Genomic DNA, 15302 nt, shown 5'->3' with positions numbered 1-15302 from the left:
AAGTTCCCCGAATTTTCATATGGGAAAACTTATAGTAATAGGAATATTTGTTCCCGTTTAATTATACCTCGTTCGTTTTAGTGATGCAAACGTGAAATGAAGATAGGAGTGGGTTAATTTATGGATATTGCGACACTTATCGGTATTATTGCCGGAATTGCCGCAGTCATTAGCGGTTTTTTGTGGGAAGGCGGCCAATTGTCTGGTCTCCTGCAAAAAACGGCTGCTTTAATTGTATTCGGTGGAACGATTGCTGCTGTGGTTGCCAGTTTCCCGGCGCATCGCCTTCGTACGATTCCAGCTGCCCTGCGTATGGCTTTTGGACGTAACAACAATGAATCAGGCTTATGGGTCGAAGAACTGGTGGAGATGTCTTCAATCGCACGCCGCTCAGGTGTACTTGCATTGGAACGCAAGGTTATGGATCATCCGCATCCATTTTTGCAAGACGGTATTCAGATGGTTGTTGATGGTACGGATCAGGATGTGGTTCGCCAGATCCTGGAGATGGAGATTGACTCCATTGAACAAAAACATGAGGGTTATGCCAAAATATTCGAATCCGCTGGTGGTTACGCCCCAACCATGGGGATCATCGGAACCGTGATGGGACTTATTCAGGTACTTGGCAGTTTAACCGATCCAACCGGACTCGGACCTGCCATTGCTGTTGCCTTTACCGCAACCCTGTATGGGGTCGCCAGTGCCAACCTTATCTTTTTGCCCATTGCCTCCAAGATCAAATCAAGAGGTGCCGACGAAGTGCAGACCATGGAAATGCTTCTCGAAGGTGTACTTGCCATTCAGAACGGTGAGAATCCCCAGCTTGTACGCAAAAGACTGGAGTCCTTCACCCTCACGCATCGTCAGCATATACGCCCCCTAGCAAAGGAGGGATTGGATGAGTCGGCGCAGTAAACGGCGCGGAAAACGTGAAACTATCGATCATCGGGATCGCTGGATGATTACTTATGCCGATCTCATAACCCTGCTTTTGATCTTTTTTGTCATCATGTATGCCATGAGCAATCTGGATTCCGGTAAATATGACGTCGTTACTCAATCGTTACAAAATACATTCAATGCGTCCGACTCTATCCTTGAGCTTGGTGAGGGACTTGGTGAGAAACCTGGTCAAACGATTACAGAGACTCCACCATCCGAGGTGCAGGGTGAAGATCCTTCAAAAGGTGAAGGAACCCCTTCCGATGCCGGAACTGCAACGCCAGATGATGATGACAAGCCCCTCACAGAACGGGAAGAACAATTCAGATCACAGGAGCAGGAATTGCAAAATCTGTTCAATGTGATTACCCAATATATCGAGGATAATAAACTGGAAAATCAGATTTTTGTTGCGGACAAGCCACAGGGCCTATCCATTACACTTAGTGACCGCTTCCTGTTTGATCAGGGCCAGGCCGCTCTAAAGGACGGTGCAGCACCAACGCTCAGTAAACTTGCCAGCCTGTTTCGGGATCTGAATACCGTTGTCAGCATCGAAGGACATACGGACAATATTCCGGTCGGGGCCAACTCCACGTACAAAGACAACTGGGAACTTTCCGGAGAACGCGCACTGTCTGTATTACGATTTTTTCTGGATACAGAGAAACTTAACCCGGACGGATTCCAGTATGCTGGATATGCGGATACTCGCCCAACGGGTGACAACACTACAGCGGCCGGAAGACAAAAGAACCGTCGGGTCGAAATAACGGTCCTGCGTCAACTCCAACCTTAATCATCTATATCTCACATAATGCATCATTTCTTATAAGCAAAAAAAGCATGTTCTAACTGAATTCAATTCAGCAGAGCGTGCTTTTTTTATGTCGTATTACCTTTATGCCTCTACACCTGGTTGGCTAGGGCGTAAAATCGCGGAGCCTACGGTCAGTAAAATGGCAGCCATGCCAAACAAAATCAATAGTGGCAGTGTGATATCCGACAATGTACCGCCAGCAGAGATCGTTTCCACCGCCTGAATCGCCCATTTCTGTGGAACGAAGTTGGCGAGCTTTTGCATATAATCCGGCATCAACGAGATCGGCCAGAAACAACCACCTATCATGCAGGTTGGCATAATGACAAGTGAATTCAGCATGTTGGCATTTTTCGGATTACGGATTAATCCTGCCACCGTACTTGCGATCCCCATGGAGACCAGCATGAATGCCGCCAATATCATGAAATGAATGCCAAAAGGAATGCCGGCATCATAATGCAACAGCCACCTGCTGACTCCTAGAACCATCACAATCTGAATCATGCCAATGACAAAGCTACCGAGGAAATTACCAAGCGCAATCTCATATGCACGGACGGGTGCCGTATATACTCTGGCCATCGTACGTTTCCTGCGATCTTCCATAATCACAGCCACTGCACTGGTCAGCAGCCCCATCATAAACATAATCGTAAATCCAGTCACATTGTTCAGGCCCCGCTTAGGATAGATCTGCAGATCCGTGACTTCACCAGCAATCTGATGCTTTCCTGTTTCCTGTAATAGCTGTTCAAACGGCTTCTGTATCTTCACCGCTATGTCATTCTCACTTGAGACACGACCCGCGGCCAACGTAACAGCTGAAGCAGATTGTTGCAATCCGCTCGTCAAACCTTCAACCGCCGCTCGTAGTGTATAGGAATCTTCACTTATACGCAGTTCCACAAGTTTAATTTCGGTTGGCTTTCCTTGTAACAGATCCTCCGTATAATGTGCCGGAATGATGATACCAGAACTTCCTTTTTGCTGAGCGATGGCTTCCTTCACTTCTGCTTCGTTTGTCATCGGCTTGAGCAGATACTCCTCTTTGCCAGCAAGTTCATGAATCATCCATGTCCCTGCCACCCCTCCATCCTCGTTGACATAGGGAATAACAGTACGTGTACTCTGCTCGCTTCCAAATAGAGCAACCGCTCCTGTAACCACCAGGCAAGGCAGAAGCAGAAACGTAATGAAGCCCATTTTACGGCCAAGTGTACGTCTAATCATCAACCAGGCGATGTGTAGACTATTCATATCGGTATCCTGCCTTTCTATAGATCATTCCTGAGATGAACAGTAATACAGCGCATACCACGCCTAACATTAGAATGTTATATACAATCTCTCGTACAGGTGCATCCAGCATCATTCTCAGAAAACTCTGGAGTGCCCAGTGGTTAACCGTAAATTGGCTAAGCCGTTGTACAAAATCAATCGGAATGGGCATGAACCCACCGCTAATGAATGTCATGGCAACGATGATACCTTGTAAGGTTGCACTGGCCGATGCCGTGCTTTTGCATACCAATGCCACGATCACGCCAAGGGTCATGGATGCCAATGTGATACATACACAAGTGAGCACAATATACCAAGGATGCGTTCCCCAATCTACACCATAGAACCAATACGTCATAAGTATGATCGTTGTTGCTTGTAAGAAAGCGAGCAGACTATTACCTGCAATTTTGCCAGCGAAAATAACTCCATTGCCTATAGGCGCAGCCTGAAGACGAATTAACGTTTTGTTATCACGCTCTCCAAAAAGGCTGGTACTTGTTGTCATACCCGAGTACAACATGAACATCGCCAGCATGGAAGCTGCATAGTATTGGGAGGCACTATACGCCGTACCTGTCTTACCGGGATTAGTGACAGCAATAGAGGTGGAATTCGCCGTACCAGACTCCGAAGCAGAGGCCATGGCAGCAGTCACTTCCGGACCGAGCACTTTGGTAATCGCCATATGTCGGTTCCATTCATCCGTAAAACGTGTGAACAAAGTTTCACCCAAGGTATTAAGTGTGTTGTCCTTTCCTCGTATCCACTGTAACCTGGCCTCTTTTCCCGTCATCACGTTTTGCTCAAAATCCGAAGGAATCATTACAGCAAAGTCTAGCTTGCCGGTACGCAGCGAATGGACTGCCTCTTCTTCAGTCGTAAAGTTCTGCACCTTGACCATCTCAGCCACTTCCGGGGATTTAACGAATGTATCCAGCGCTTGATTAAGCGTACTTGATCCTCCACCAGATTCAGTGCTCAAATGGATGATTCCCACACGTACAGTATCCGGAATAACGTCATCCGCCGTCCCCATCGTACTGGAAAGTGCCGTGCCCAATATAAAAATCAGTAACAACGGCAAAATAAACAGGTTTAACACTACAGATCGAATCTTAAGATTACGCCTTAATTCAAAGATGCAAATATGCCATATATTCATCTCTTGTTCCCCCTAGTCCCGAAGCGTACGCCCGGTCAGATTGAGGAACAACGTTTCCAGATCGGGCTCTTCGACCTTGAGCGACTGAATGGATACTTCATGTTTGCTGCAAATGAAGAGCAGATCCTGGAGATCCTGCTGTGCCGAAGGCAGCGTAATGGTCAGTGTATTCTCTGAAACGTCTACCATCCGCACACGGGGGTGAAGTTTCAGTTCTTCCACGACGTTGGGACCAATACCGGAAGTGGAAAGCACTACTTTTTCCTCCGATGCTACTCGTTCTCTCAGCTCTGCTTCAGTCCCACAGGCAATAATTCGCCCCTGATCCATAATCGCAACCCGGTGACTAATCGCCGCCACTTCCTCCATGTAATGACTTGTATATATGATCGTTGAACCCATCTTGTTGAGTGTCCGTACCGATTCCAGAATATGATTCCGAGATTGCGGATCAATGCCAACTGTAGGTTCATCCATAATAATGAGATCCGGGCGATGTGTAATCGCACATGCGATGTTTAACCTGCGTTTCATACCACCAGAGAAGGTCGAGGGGGCATCTTTTGCTTTATCCTGCAACCCTACAAATTCAAGAGACTCCTGCACTCTTTCCTTGAGCAATTTTCCACGCAGTCCATACAGTCTGGCAAAAAAGGTCACATTCTCCGCAGCAGACATGGTTTCGTATAAAGCCAGATCCTGCGGAACGAGTCCGATCTTGCGCTTTACTTCAAGCGGTCGCTCTTTGACCGATATCCCATCTAATCTGATTTCACCCTGATCCATATTCAGGAGCCCTGCAATCATGCTGATGGTGGTACTTTTTCCTGCTCCATTGGGACCGAGCAATCCAAAAATCTCGCCTTTGCCAACACTAAGGTTCAAATGATCCACGGACAGCTTGCTGCCGTATCGTTTTACTACATGATCTACTTCAAGAATACCCATCCCTTTTACGCCCCTTTTCCGTTTCGGCCCTCGCCGCTGGATTTCATAATTTTATTGTAACGGTTCGCAATCTGTAGCGAAGGTACAAAAAGTCATGAATCGAAGGTGACTTAAGTCATCTCCTGATTCGAATGCTGCTTATGGTATAATCAAGGGCGCATTACCAAGAGATTTTCTACTCCACTTTTTATATAAAGGATGTCATTTACATATGCCGATGCGGTTTCTGCAATACGGATTAATTATCGTTCCAGCAGTACTGTACATGTTGATGCTGCCCTTGGAAAACGAAGCCATCTACACCCTGTATATCATCATCGCACTTGGACTCTCCGTGTGGAAAGATTTTAACCGTTCGAGTACACAGCAGTGGCTGTTACTTCTAGCCGAAATACTCTGGAGCTGTTGGCTGATTGCTTCGTATGGAACATTTCTGCTATTCCTCTCTCTATCCGTGCTCTACGTATATATATACAGACTGGAGGGAAGTAGGAGATGGTTGATGTTTGCGATTCAGCTCATTGCTAACAATGTCGCTTTGCATTGGCATTATTCTGTCCCACAGGCATCGCAGCCTGGGTTAACCACACTAAATACAACCGCCACTGCATTACTCTCCACAGAGACAATTGCGATGGTTCTTGGCAACCTGCTTCTGCTCATCACAGCGGCTCTGTCCTGGCAGGGATCAAGAACGGCGAGTAGCCGCGGACAACTGGAACAAGTCTATGACGAGCTCCGCAGTAAACATTACGAGCTACAAGAAGCGCGCGAACAGCTGCTGTTATTTACAAAGCAACTTGAAGGAGTAGCTCAGGCAGAGGAACGCACTCGTATCTCCAGACAGCTTCATGATGATATCGGACACCGAATGATTCGCACCAAAATGATGTCGGAGGCCGCTTTGCTGACCCTCCCCCTGAATATGGAACAAGGAACGGAAATGGTGAGACAGATTCGCGATCAATTGGCCACCAGTATGGATGATATGCGCAGCACACTGCACAAACTGCAACCTAAATCCTATGCATCCGAAGCCTACTCGCTGGATCGTCTCCTAGAGGAATTCGGTAGAGACACGGGCGTAAAGACAAATTATGAAGTTCATGGCCTATCTCATGCGCTGTATCCCAGCATACAAATCGTTTTATTCAAAAATGCCAAAGAAGCCCTGACCAACGCACTGCGACACGGAAATGCTTCTTCGATCACAGTGGGGTTGGTATTCAGAGATCAGGAAGTCTGTATGAGCGTAAGTAATGATGGCATCATCCATCCTCATTCGTCTAAGGGAAGTGGCATAGGACAGGAAAGCATGCGTCTACGTACACAAATGGTGGGAGGAACGTTGGAGATCCAATCGGCTTTTCCGTATACAGTGATTACACGCATTCCAATAACGAACCCGATGGATACACTTTGAAAAAGGAAGTGAATGTTCTCATGTCCGAACAGAATGATATGAACAACAAGAATGATTCAGCTCAGCCCCCACTTATTCGGCTGATTCTCGCCGACGATGACTACTTCATTCGCGAAAGCCTTAAAGTGTTGCTCGGACTGGGCTCCGGCATTACTGTTACAGGCACGGCCTCCAACGGGCAGGAAGCGTTGGCATTGCTTGAGACAGGGACGCCTGCGGACGTGGTCTTGATGGATATTCGGATGCCGGAATGTGACGGAGTTGAAGGTACACAGCGCATAAAGGCACGTTTTCCCGAAGTCCAGGTGCTCATGCTGACGACGTTTGATGACGATGAGTATATTATTCAGGCATTACAGAATGGCGCAAGCGGTTATTTGCTCAAAAATGTTCCACCCGAGCGGATCATTCAAGGCATCAAGACCGTACATAACGGCGATATGTTAATCCATCCGGATATTGCCCGCAAATTGGCAGGCTTTCTTCGTCCTGCTGCGATTCCCCTGACACAGAACCCAATCGAAGCCTATGGACTGACACGTATGGAGCTGGCGGTTGCCGAGGCCATATCGGAGGGGTTGTCCAATAAGGAAATTGCCGCCAAACTGTTCCTCAGTGAAGGCACGGTCAAAAACTACGTCACGGATATTCTCGGCAAGTTGAGCTTGCGTGATCGAACCCAAATCGCCATCTTTATGTTAAAACAATAACAAAAAAGGTATTTCCCTTGCCTGCGACGGCTTTAGGAAATACCTTTTTCATTGCTTGATTTATGCAACATACTTCATCACGTATGCTTAGTGGTTACATCTCTATGGAACCTTTATCACTGGCCACAGGGGCTGGCGGTAACGCCAAGGGAGCTTCGTCCCTTTGTGGTTTTTTCAGACGGGCAAACAATTTGAGGTTGATGATATGGAACAGTGTCAGTGGACGTAACCGAATTGCCCAGACCTCGTGATTGTCCGGTGCCATAATGACCCCCAGCTGATGATGCTCCCCTTCATAGATCGCTCGTTGCATGAACTTGCTTTCTCCCTGGTGATTTCGTACCTCGAGCTTGCAAAAAGCCGGGTTCATCCGCAGAGCACGATGTAACTCTTCCGGCGAATGAACCAACTTACCATTCACCTTGTACAAGGTCTCTCCTGCTTCAATCCCCAAATCTGCAGCAGGACTCTCCGGAATAACAGCCAATACCTTCAACCCATGTTGCGGATGGACAAATACCGGACTGCGGTTTTGCTCTTCAAACGCGCTGTACCATACCAGAAATTCATGTCCAATAAATGCAATCAGCGCAGCAACCACCATGAGTGGAGACCACCATGCAGCAAGCAAACTGAACACAAGCAAAGTTGCCCCATATATCATCAACCGCTTGGATGAGATCTGTACCTTTTGTCCCGGAAGCATACTCTGCGTTATCTCACCAAATCCGAGCATAATCGGCAATGCAACCAGCATATAACTATGTCCTGCACTCATCAGTGGATTCCAAGCCAGTTCCGCGCCACTGCCTGTGACAGGGACAAGAATCAGTAGAGGAATGGCCCAGAACTGTTGCAGTTGATATCCACCAACCAGTTTCCCGCGTTTTCCCTCGAAGAGAAGCGGTGATGCCATCGATACCCCTTGCATGCGTACCAACAGGGCTTCACCCATATGTAGAAGCGCCGCCAGGACAAGCAGTGCAGGCATATCCAGTGTACGTAGCGTTTCCGTTACACTACCCATCCAACCCGATGGTTGCCAGCCTGAAGCCAGATTCAAACCAAATTGCAGCACACCCAGTAACCCTGCCGCATAAGCAAAGCACAGATACCGGATACGGAACAAGGATAGAATTAATGTTGCAGCCCATATGCATATCAGGCTTCCCAGTGTAAGATGTGCACCGAGGAATAGGGACACAATCGAGACGATGGTACCAATGAGTATGCCTCCGAGCACCGCTCGTATCGTCTGTGTTATCGAGCTTTGCAAACGAACATGGAACAATTTACGCTCCTGCAGTAACTGACGATGATAGATCAGCGCAATCAGGATCACCGCAATATAATAAAACGGCTGAATAAACAACTGCAACAAAGCTTCCCCTAATGTAGTTAACCACGGCCATACCCATTCCATTGTGGTCGGTCACCCCTCTCTTTCAGCCGGTTCAGAAAAAAAGAAGGCTGAAAATCAGCCTTCTTTATGGCTTCGACACAGCGGACGAAATATCCTTTGAGACATTTTCGATCGCGCGTTTCAGCTGTGCATCATATTGAGGATTGGCAATACGTTCAATCAGAGCCGCTTCCAGTGATTCAGCGGTTTTCTCGTCAATCTGGCCTGTAGCCTGAATGCCTTTTTGCTTCTGGAATGCCTTGACCGCTTCTTCCGTCTTCTGGTCGTAGTATCCGTCCACACGATCCGGTTTGAAATCGAGTCCTCTCAGCATCGTCTGCGCACTTTTCACATCCGTGCTATTGCTGTCATATTTCAGTGGTAACTTCTCTTTGTTTATCGGTGCCACCGAGAAATAATCCGGCTGGTCTACCGCAATATCCGGTTTAATTCCTTTTTCATGAATCCAGTCTCCGTTCGGAGTGAGCCACTTGGCAATGGTGATCTTCAGCAAGCTGCCGTCACCCATCTGCTTGTCATAACTCGTCTGTACGGTTCCTTTACCAAAAGAGTTTTCACCAATCAACTTAGCACCTGCTGACTGTTGTAATGCACCGGCCAAAATCTCCGACGCACTCGCACTGCCTTTGTTCATCAGGACTGTGACTGGGTAAGCTTTGGCTGATCCATTGGACTTGCTTTGTTCCTTTTTGCCGTTCTTGTCTTCAACTTGCACAATAACCTTGCCTTTAGGAACAAACTGTTCAGCAATATCAATAACGACTTGCAATACACCGCCTGGGTCATTCCGTACGTCGATGACCAGACCTTTCATGTTCTGCTTCTCAAGCTTCGCCAACTCTTCCTTAAAGCGATCACCTGTATTCAAAGAGAATTGAGTAATGGCAATAACGCCAATTCCGCCATCCTCCATGTGAGCATATACGGTCTCCAGATCAATGTCATCCCGTACAATGACAAATTCAATCAGCTCGGAAGATCCGGCACGTTTGACCTGTACCTTCGCTTCACTGCCCTTGGGACCTCTGATTTTGTTAACAGCCTTGTTCAGTTCCAAACCTTGCAAGGATTCGCCGTTGACCGACATAATCATGTCTTTTGCACGAATACCCGCTTTCTCGGCAGGGGATCCTTTGATTGGGGAAACAACAACAACGTTTCCATCCTGTGAGGATACCTCTGCGCCAATACCGGTAAATGAACCTTCGATCGACTCTTCAAACTGAGCAGCCGTTTCCTGCCCCATATAGTTGGAGTACGGATCACCAAGCGATTCCATCATGCCGTTGATCGCACCGTCAATCAATTTGGTCTGATCCACGTCTTTATAATAGTTGCTTGAGATCAAATCCATCGCAGTTTCAATCTTTTTCAAGTCGTTCTTCTGCTGTGTATTGCCGGTTACACTAGCCAGCAAACCTTCGCCCGGTGTGGCCTGGCTCGCTATTCCCGGATACGTCATTAATACCAGGGTTAGCAAACTACCGCCAAGGAGACCCACAATGACAAGCAGTAGCGCCGATCTTTTCTTCATCATCCGTTTGTCACCGCCTTTAGTTTTGAAGCGTGTCCGATTCCATTGTTGCCAGAATCCATTCCCTGAACATGCCAGCTTATTATATGTCTAGCTTGTACGGAATATGTTTTTTCCATTCGAACGATGGAGCAATAATTACAAATAGTTCATCGGATTTACAGCGGTACCGTTGTCTCTCACTTCAAAGTGCAAGTGAGGTCCAGTAGAGTTCCCTGTATTTCCTGACTCAGCAATGGTATCCCCTTTGCTTACTGTGTCTCCCTTGCTGACTTTGAATCCACCTTCGCGCAAGTGACCATATAACGTCCATAGTCCACCGCCGTGGTCCACAATAACCGTATAACCATAACCGCTATACCATTCAGCCATGATCACGATTCCGCCAGAGGCAGCGTGAACTGAGGTTCCCTGTGGAACAGCAAAATCGACACCGGCATGCATTTTACCCACTACGCCCGTAATTGGATGGGTACGGGGGCCGAATCCAGAAGAAATACGTCCTCCAGATACCGGTCTTGAGAAGATACCATTACCGGATGAATACGTGACCTCACTGCTACTATCCGAACTCACTCTGGTAGGCGCCTTGGCTGCAGCTTTCGCCCGAGCCGCTGCTGCGGCTTTTGCTTTGGCTGCAGCTGCAGCCTGCTGTTCACGCAATTTATTTTTCTCTTGAAGAAGTGCCGAACGTTTGCTGGCAATCTGCATTAATACATCTTCCTGCTCTTGTGTCAGCTCTTCTGACTCTTCAATTTTAGCATCATATGAAGCGAGAAGCACTTGCTTTTCCGCTTCTTTCTCATTCAATTGGGACTTGCGCTGTTTCTTCTGTGCATACAGGCTCTTGGCTTCCGCATATTGCACATCCAATTCTGCTTTTTTGTCCACAACCAGTTGCTTGTCCGCTTTGTGCTCATCCAGCAGATGCTGATCCTGATCCACAATCGTTTTGAGTGAATCCGCACGGGTCAGGAAGTCAGTGAAGCTAGTAGAGGACAACAATACATCCAGATAGGATACAGCACCGTCCGTATACATCAGGCGCACGCGTGACTCCAACAATTTTTCCCTTGCAACAATGCGTTCTTCTGCCGCTTGCAAATCTTTTTTCGTTGTACGGAGATCTTCCTCCGTGTTCTCGATCTGCAAGGATACACTCGCCAGTTCATCACTAACGACATTGATCTGTTCCATGACAACCTTCAGATAAGCGTTGGTTTTGTTCTTGTAATGCTGTGCTTCCTTTTTGTTGGAAGCCGCTTTTTTTTGCTCCTGCTTGGCAGAAGCTGCCTTGCTCTCCAGTTGCTGAATCTGTTGGTCAATATCGCTGATGCTACTCTTGGCATATCCGTCAGAAGGTTGAAGCGTCAAACTGGCCAATAACGTAAAGGCCAGCAGCGAAGCGGTTTTTTTCAAAATGATGATCCCCCATCCTATGATTTCACAAGAAAGCAACCTGCACAGGTGGTGAACAGCATGTTCTTTGCTTTCTTCAATCTTAAAAGACTCCGTCTTTCCTACATATCGTCAAACAGCGTCCATTAATGAACCTGCTTTACCATTCTTTTCGACATATTCTGCAATTCGATCGTTGAAAACAAAATTAAACGTTGAGTGATTTCCGAATGGACAGTGTACTTCCCAAAATACCTACCAGCACACCGAGTCCGATCAACAATGTTCCAAACAACAACCAGATTTCGCCCAGCGGAATCAAGTTAAGCATCTGCATGAAGACATCCTGACCAATCGTCTTCATCAACTGGCTGTATCCAACAAACAGCACCCCAACCGTAATGACCGAGCCAATAAATCCAATGAGTGCACCTTCAATAAAGAAAGGCCAGCGAATAAAGGTGTTGGTTGCGCCAACCAACTTCATAATTCCGATCTCCCGGCGACGTGCCAGAATCGTTACGCGAATCGTATTCGAGATCAGGAACATGGACATGAGACCCAGTCCCCCGACAAAAATAAATCCGATGTTACGAACAAGCTTCGTAAATTTGAACAACACTTCCACCGTTTCCTTGCCGTAGTTCACTTTCATGATTGGCTTCTCCGGGTGTTTTTCGTTCAAAGCTTCGATTTTTTGCGCCACAAAAGTGACGGTTTCCGGTTCAATGACCTCAACTTCAATGGTCTCCGGCAGTGGGTTGTTGTCCACATCGAAACCGCTAAGCACGTTATCTGCACTCTCTCCAAGACGCTCACGGAACTCCTTGAGTCCTTCTTCCTTGGAAACAAAACGAATCTCACTTACTTCAGGCATCGCGCTGATTTCTTGCTCCAGTGTGTTACGCAGGTTCTCGTCCACATTCAGTTCGAGGAACGTGCTGATCTCCACTTGGCTATCAACCTGATTCGCCATGGAGTTCACATTGAGCACCAACAGCATGAACACACCAAGAATCAACAGCGACACAATGATGGACATGATGGAGGCCACGGACATCCAGCCGTTGCGGAATACGTTTTTGAATCCCTCCCGCAGATGGCGCAAGAGAGTACTAAAATTCATAACCGTATTCCCCTCTCATCTGATCCCGTACAATCTGTCCACGTTCAATGGCGATTACCCGTTTACGCATCGTATTCACAATATCTTTGTTGTGGGTCGCCATAACAATGGTTGTTCCCCGGAAATTAATCTCATCCAGCAGCTGCATAATGCCCCATGACGTCTCCGGATCGAGGTTACCTGTAGGCTCATCCGCGATAATAACCGATGGGTTATTGACGATAGCCCGTGCAATGGCAATACGCTGCTGTTCTCCACCCGAGAGCTGCGAAGGTTCACGATTCGCCTTGCTGCGCAGTCCCACCAAGTCGAGCACTTCCATCACTCGTTTCTTGATATGACGCTTCGGTGCTTCAATAACTTCCATGGCAAAGGCCACATTCTCAAATGCTGTCATCCGTGGCAGCAGACGAAAATCCTGGAACACAACGCCGATGTTACGACGCACATAAGGAATCTTTCTTGGCTTCAACTTACCAATATTAAATCCGTTAATGGATATTTGTCCTTTGGTCGGAACTTCTTCTCTGTACATCAATTTCATAAATGTCGATTTACCTGCGCCGGACGGACCGACGATATAAACAAATTCATTGCGGTCGATCTTCACCGACACCCCTTGTAATGCGTGGGTACCATTGGCATAGGTCTTCCACACGTCCTGCATTTCTATCACATCATCACTTCCTGCTCGCATAGTTAGCCATTATCATTTCGACACAATCCCGGCATTTCCTTTAAAAAGACCTGAATTTCATCAGGAAAAATCCACTTCGTCCCTATTTCGTTGGTGAAGCATGGATTCATATGAAGTTTATTGTAACAAATTTGTTACCTATTGAGTACCCGAAAGTTTTCCTGCATTGGATCATATATATAGAAAGTGTTACAAAGTGCGGAACAACAGAAGTATAAAGGAGCGTACGGTTATGAAAAAAATACATGTGACGGTCATTGTTCTATTCTCCATCCTCTTGATCGGCTCCGCGTCTTATGGATTGCTGTATATGTACGTGAATCAACCTGCCCTGCCCAAAGATGTTCATGTTGGCGGTATGCTGGTGGAGGGGAAGAATCGCAAGAACGTATTGCATGAACTGCATGAACAGATCCAAAAGCTGGAGGACTGGCCTGTTACCTTTGAAGTGGCTGAACCCGCCCCCCAGACGATGACGTATACCGCAGCTCAGGTGGGGGTGAGTTACAACGTTAACAGCTTGGAATCCGCAATACAGCAGCTGGAGGAAGGTAACTTGTGGGAACGCGCGTATGCACGTTATCATTTTCCGAAAGAGTTCTCTCTAGATATGAGCTACGACTTAGAGCCACTTCAAGAACATCTCAGCCCTGCCTGGGAAAAAGAAACCTTCGGTACACCCGCGGACGCTGTTCGCCGCATTACCCCAAGTGACAAAGTCCAGTATATCCCGGAAAAGGGCGTCCGCCGGATTGATTGGGATACACTCGCAAATCTCATTCAGACGAAGCTACACAAGGATTTCAGTGTACTGGGCCCGGATGAGAAACCTGCCCCATTGCTGATCCAGGTACCACTGTATACGCTCAAGCCTGAAGTAACCCTTGATTCGCTACGCCAGGAAGGCATTGACCGAAAGATCATCCAGTTCTCCACGGGTCTGGGCAATAGTAGTGAAGGCCGGATACATAATGTCAGCGCAGCGGCGGAAGCGATTAACGGCATGATTTTGCCACCGGATGCCATATTCGATTATGAGAAGATCATCCGTAAAGCCGAGAAGGATTATGGGTTTCGTGAGGCTCCGGTCATTGTTAATGGAAGACTAACGCCTGGAATTGGCGGGGGAATCTGCCAGGTATCCAGTACGGTGTATAACGCAGCGTTACTGACGGGTCTTGATATTATCGAGCGTCGCAACCACTCCCTGCCGGTCAAATATTTGCCAAAAGGACTGGATGCCACCTTTGCCTCTGGAGCCATCAACTTTCGCTTCAAGAATAATACCGGAAAATCCTTGCTCATTCATGCAGAGGTGAAGAACCATCAATTGATGGTGAAATTTTTCGGCACATTCCCGGAGAATGTCAGCTATGCACTTGAATCTCGTACCATTGAAACATTAAGTGTTCCAGTAAAGTATGTGTCGAGTGCGGTACTGCCTGATGGTGCACAGCAGGTGCTGCAAGACGGACAGCCTGGATATATTGTCGAGACGGTAAGAACCAAAAGGCTGGACGGCAAAGTGGTCGAATCCAAAACGATTACACGAGACACGTACAAAGCTCAGAATCGCCTGATTGCCCGCTCCGGTCATAGCAGCCTGCCTGACCCGCAAGGGCCTTCTGTGGTCGAGGACGGGATTAGCGATACGAAGCAACCTTAATTTTTTTCAAAGCAACCGACAACTTACAGATCACGAAAGGGTACAAACAAGGTCCTGCCGTAATTCATGGATAAGCATAAACTGATCACACGAAAACAAAAAGACACACTTCACGTCCCTTTTGAGGATAAGCGAGAAGTGTGTCTCTACATTTTCAAGATAA

At 47.3% G+C, this 15302-nt stretch carries 13 protein-coding genes; 5 read left to right on the top strand and 8 right to left on the bottom strand.

Translation table 11 applies throughout. The features are described from left to right. Nucleotides 1-120: 120 nt before the first annotated feature. Nucleotides 121-918 carry a flagellar motor protein gene (locus tag NSQ38_RS08515; RefSeq protein WP_062837042.1) on the top strand — a complete coding sequence of 266 codons (798 nt, stop codon included), beginning with the start codon at nucleotides 121-123 and terminating at the stop codon, nucleotides 916-918. Next, nucleotides 902-1744, top strand: coding sequence for a flagellar motor protein MotB (locus NSQ38_RS08510; RefSeq protein ID WP_339788591.1), 843 nt, complete (start codon nucleotides 902-904; stop codon nucleotides 1742-1744). The genes NSQ38_RS08515 and NSQ38_RS08510 overlap by 17 nt, the downstream gene beginning before the upstream one ends. 102 nt (nucleotides 1745-1846) lie before the next feature. Here NSQ38_RS08510 and NSQ38_RS08505 read toward each other — a convergent pair whose 3' ends face one another. Genes NSQ38_RS08505 through NSQ38_RS08495 form a run of 3 tightly spaced genes read right to left on the bottom strand, consistent with a single transcriptional unit; the run spans nucleotide 1847 to nucleotide 5162 of the window. Next, on the bottom strand, nucleotides 1847-3025 hold the full coding sequence (locus NSQ38_RS08505; RefSeq protein ID WP_339788588.1) for an ABC transporter permease: 1179 nt from the start codon (nucleotides 3023-3025) through the stop codon (nucleotides 1847-1849). Continuing rightward, nucleotides 3018-4214, bottom strand: coding sequence for an ABC transporter permease (locus NSQ38_RS08500; RefSeq protein WP_339788587.1), 1197 nt, complete (start codon nucleotides 4212-4214; stop codon nucleotides 3018-3020). Before NSQ38_RS08500 ends, NSQ38_RS08505 begins: the two co-directional genes overlap by 8 nt. Nucleotides 4215-4226: 12 nt before the next feature. Then, a complete protein-coding gene (locus NSQ38_RS08495; RefSeq protein WP_339788585.1) occupies nucleotides 4227-5162 on the bottom strand; it encodes an ABC transporter ATP-binding protein in 936 nt (311 codons plus the stop codon). 211 nt (nucleotides 5163-5373) lie between these two features. On the opposite strand from NSQ38_RS08495, the gene NSQ38_RS08490 reads away from it, so the two are divergent. Both NSQ38_RS08490 and NSQ38_RS08485 read left to right on the top strand, forming a co-directional pair. Continuing rightward, nucleotides 5374-6585 (top strand): sensor histidine kinase, encoded by a 1212-nt coding sequence (locus tag NSQ38_RS08490; protein WP_339788582.1) that lies wholly within the window; start codon nucleotides 5374-5376, stop codon nucleotides 6583-6585. A gap of 20 nt (nucleotides 6586-6605) precedes the next feature. After that, nucleotides 6606-7295 carry a response regulator transcription factor gene (locus NSQ38_RS08485; RefSeq protein ID WP_339788579.1) on the top strand — a complete coding sequence of 230 codons (690 nt, stop codon included), beginning with the start codon at nucleotides 6606-6608 and terminating at the stop codon, nucleotides 7293-7295. 94 nt (nucleotides 7296-7389) lie between these two features. Here the strand turns inward: NSQ38_RS08485 and NSQ38_RS08480 are convergent, their stop codons facing one another. From NSQ38_RS08480 to ftsE, 5 genes are all read right to left on the bottom strand, one after another. Further along, nucleotides 7390-8718 (bottom strand): PDZ domain-containing protein, encoded by a 1329-nt coding sequence (locus tag NSQ38_RS08480; RefSeq protein ID WP_339788576.1) that lies wholly within the window; start codon nucleotides 8716-8718, stop codon nucleotides 7390-7392. Nucleotides 8719-8782: 64 nt separating this feature from the next. After that, nucleotides 8783-10255 (bottom strand): S41 family peptidase, encoded by a 1473-nt coding sequence (locus NSQ38_RS08475; protein WP_289390471.1) that lies wholly within the window; start codon nucleotides 10253-10255, stop codon nucleotides 8783-8785. Nucleotides 10256-10390: 135 nt separating this feature from the next. Beyond that, nucleotides 10391-11671 carry a M23 family metallopeptidase gene (locus NSQ38_RS08470; RefSeq protein WP_036612408.1) on the bottom strand — a complete coding sequence of 427 codons (1281 nt, stop codon included), beginning with the start codon at nucleotides 11669-11671 and terminating at the stop codon, nucleotides 10391-10393. A 187-nt stretch (nucleotides 11672-11858) separates the two neighbouring features. Beyond that, on the bottom strand, nucleotides 11859-12776 hold the full coding sequence (gene ftsX / locus NSQ38_RS08465; RefSeq protein WP_091013078.1) for a permease-like cell division protein FtsX: 918 nt from the start codon (nucleotides 12774-12776) through the stop codon (nucleotides 11859-11861). After that, entirely contained in the window at nucleotides 12766-13452 is a 687-nt protein-coding gene (ftsE, locus tag NSQ38_RS08460) for a cell division ATP-binding protein FtsE (RefSeq protein WP_024631580.1), read from the bottom strand. Before ftsE ends, ftsX begins: the two co-directional genes overlap by 11 nt. 253 nt (nucleotides 13453-13705) lie before the next feature. On the opposite strand from ftsE, the gene NSQ38_RS08455 reads away from it, so the two are divergent. Then, nucleotides 13706-15139: a VanW family protein gene (locus tag NSQ38_RS08455; protein WP_339788573.1), complete on the top strand. Its 1434-nt coding sequence runs from the start codon at nucleotides 13706-13708 to the stop codon at nucleotides 15137-15139. Nucleotides 15140-15302: the final 163 nt, after the last annotated feature.

It is taken from the genome of Paenibacillus sp. FSL R7-0313 (assembly GCF_037969885.1).
Classification (GTDB): domain Bacteria; phylum Bacillota; class Bacilli; order Paenibacillales; family Paenibacillaceae; genus Paenibacillus.
Note: the sequence above shows the minus strand (reverse complement) of the source record. Positions and strands in the feature narration are given on the sequence as shown.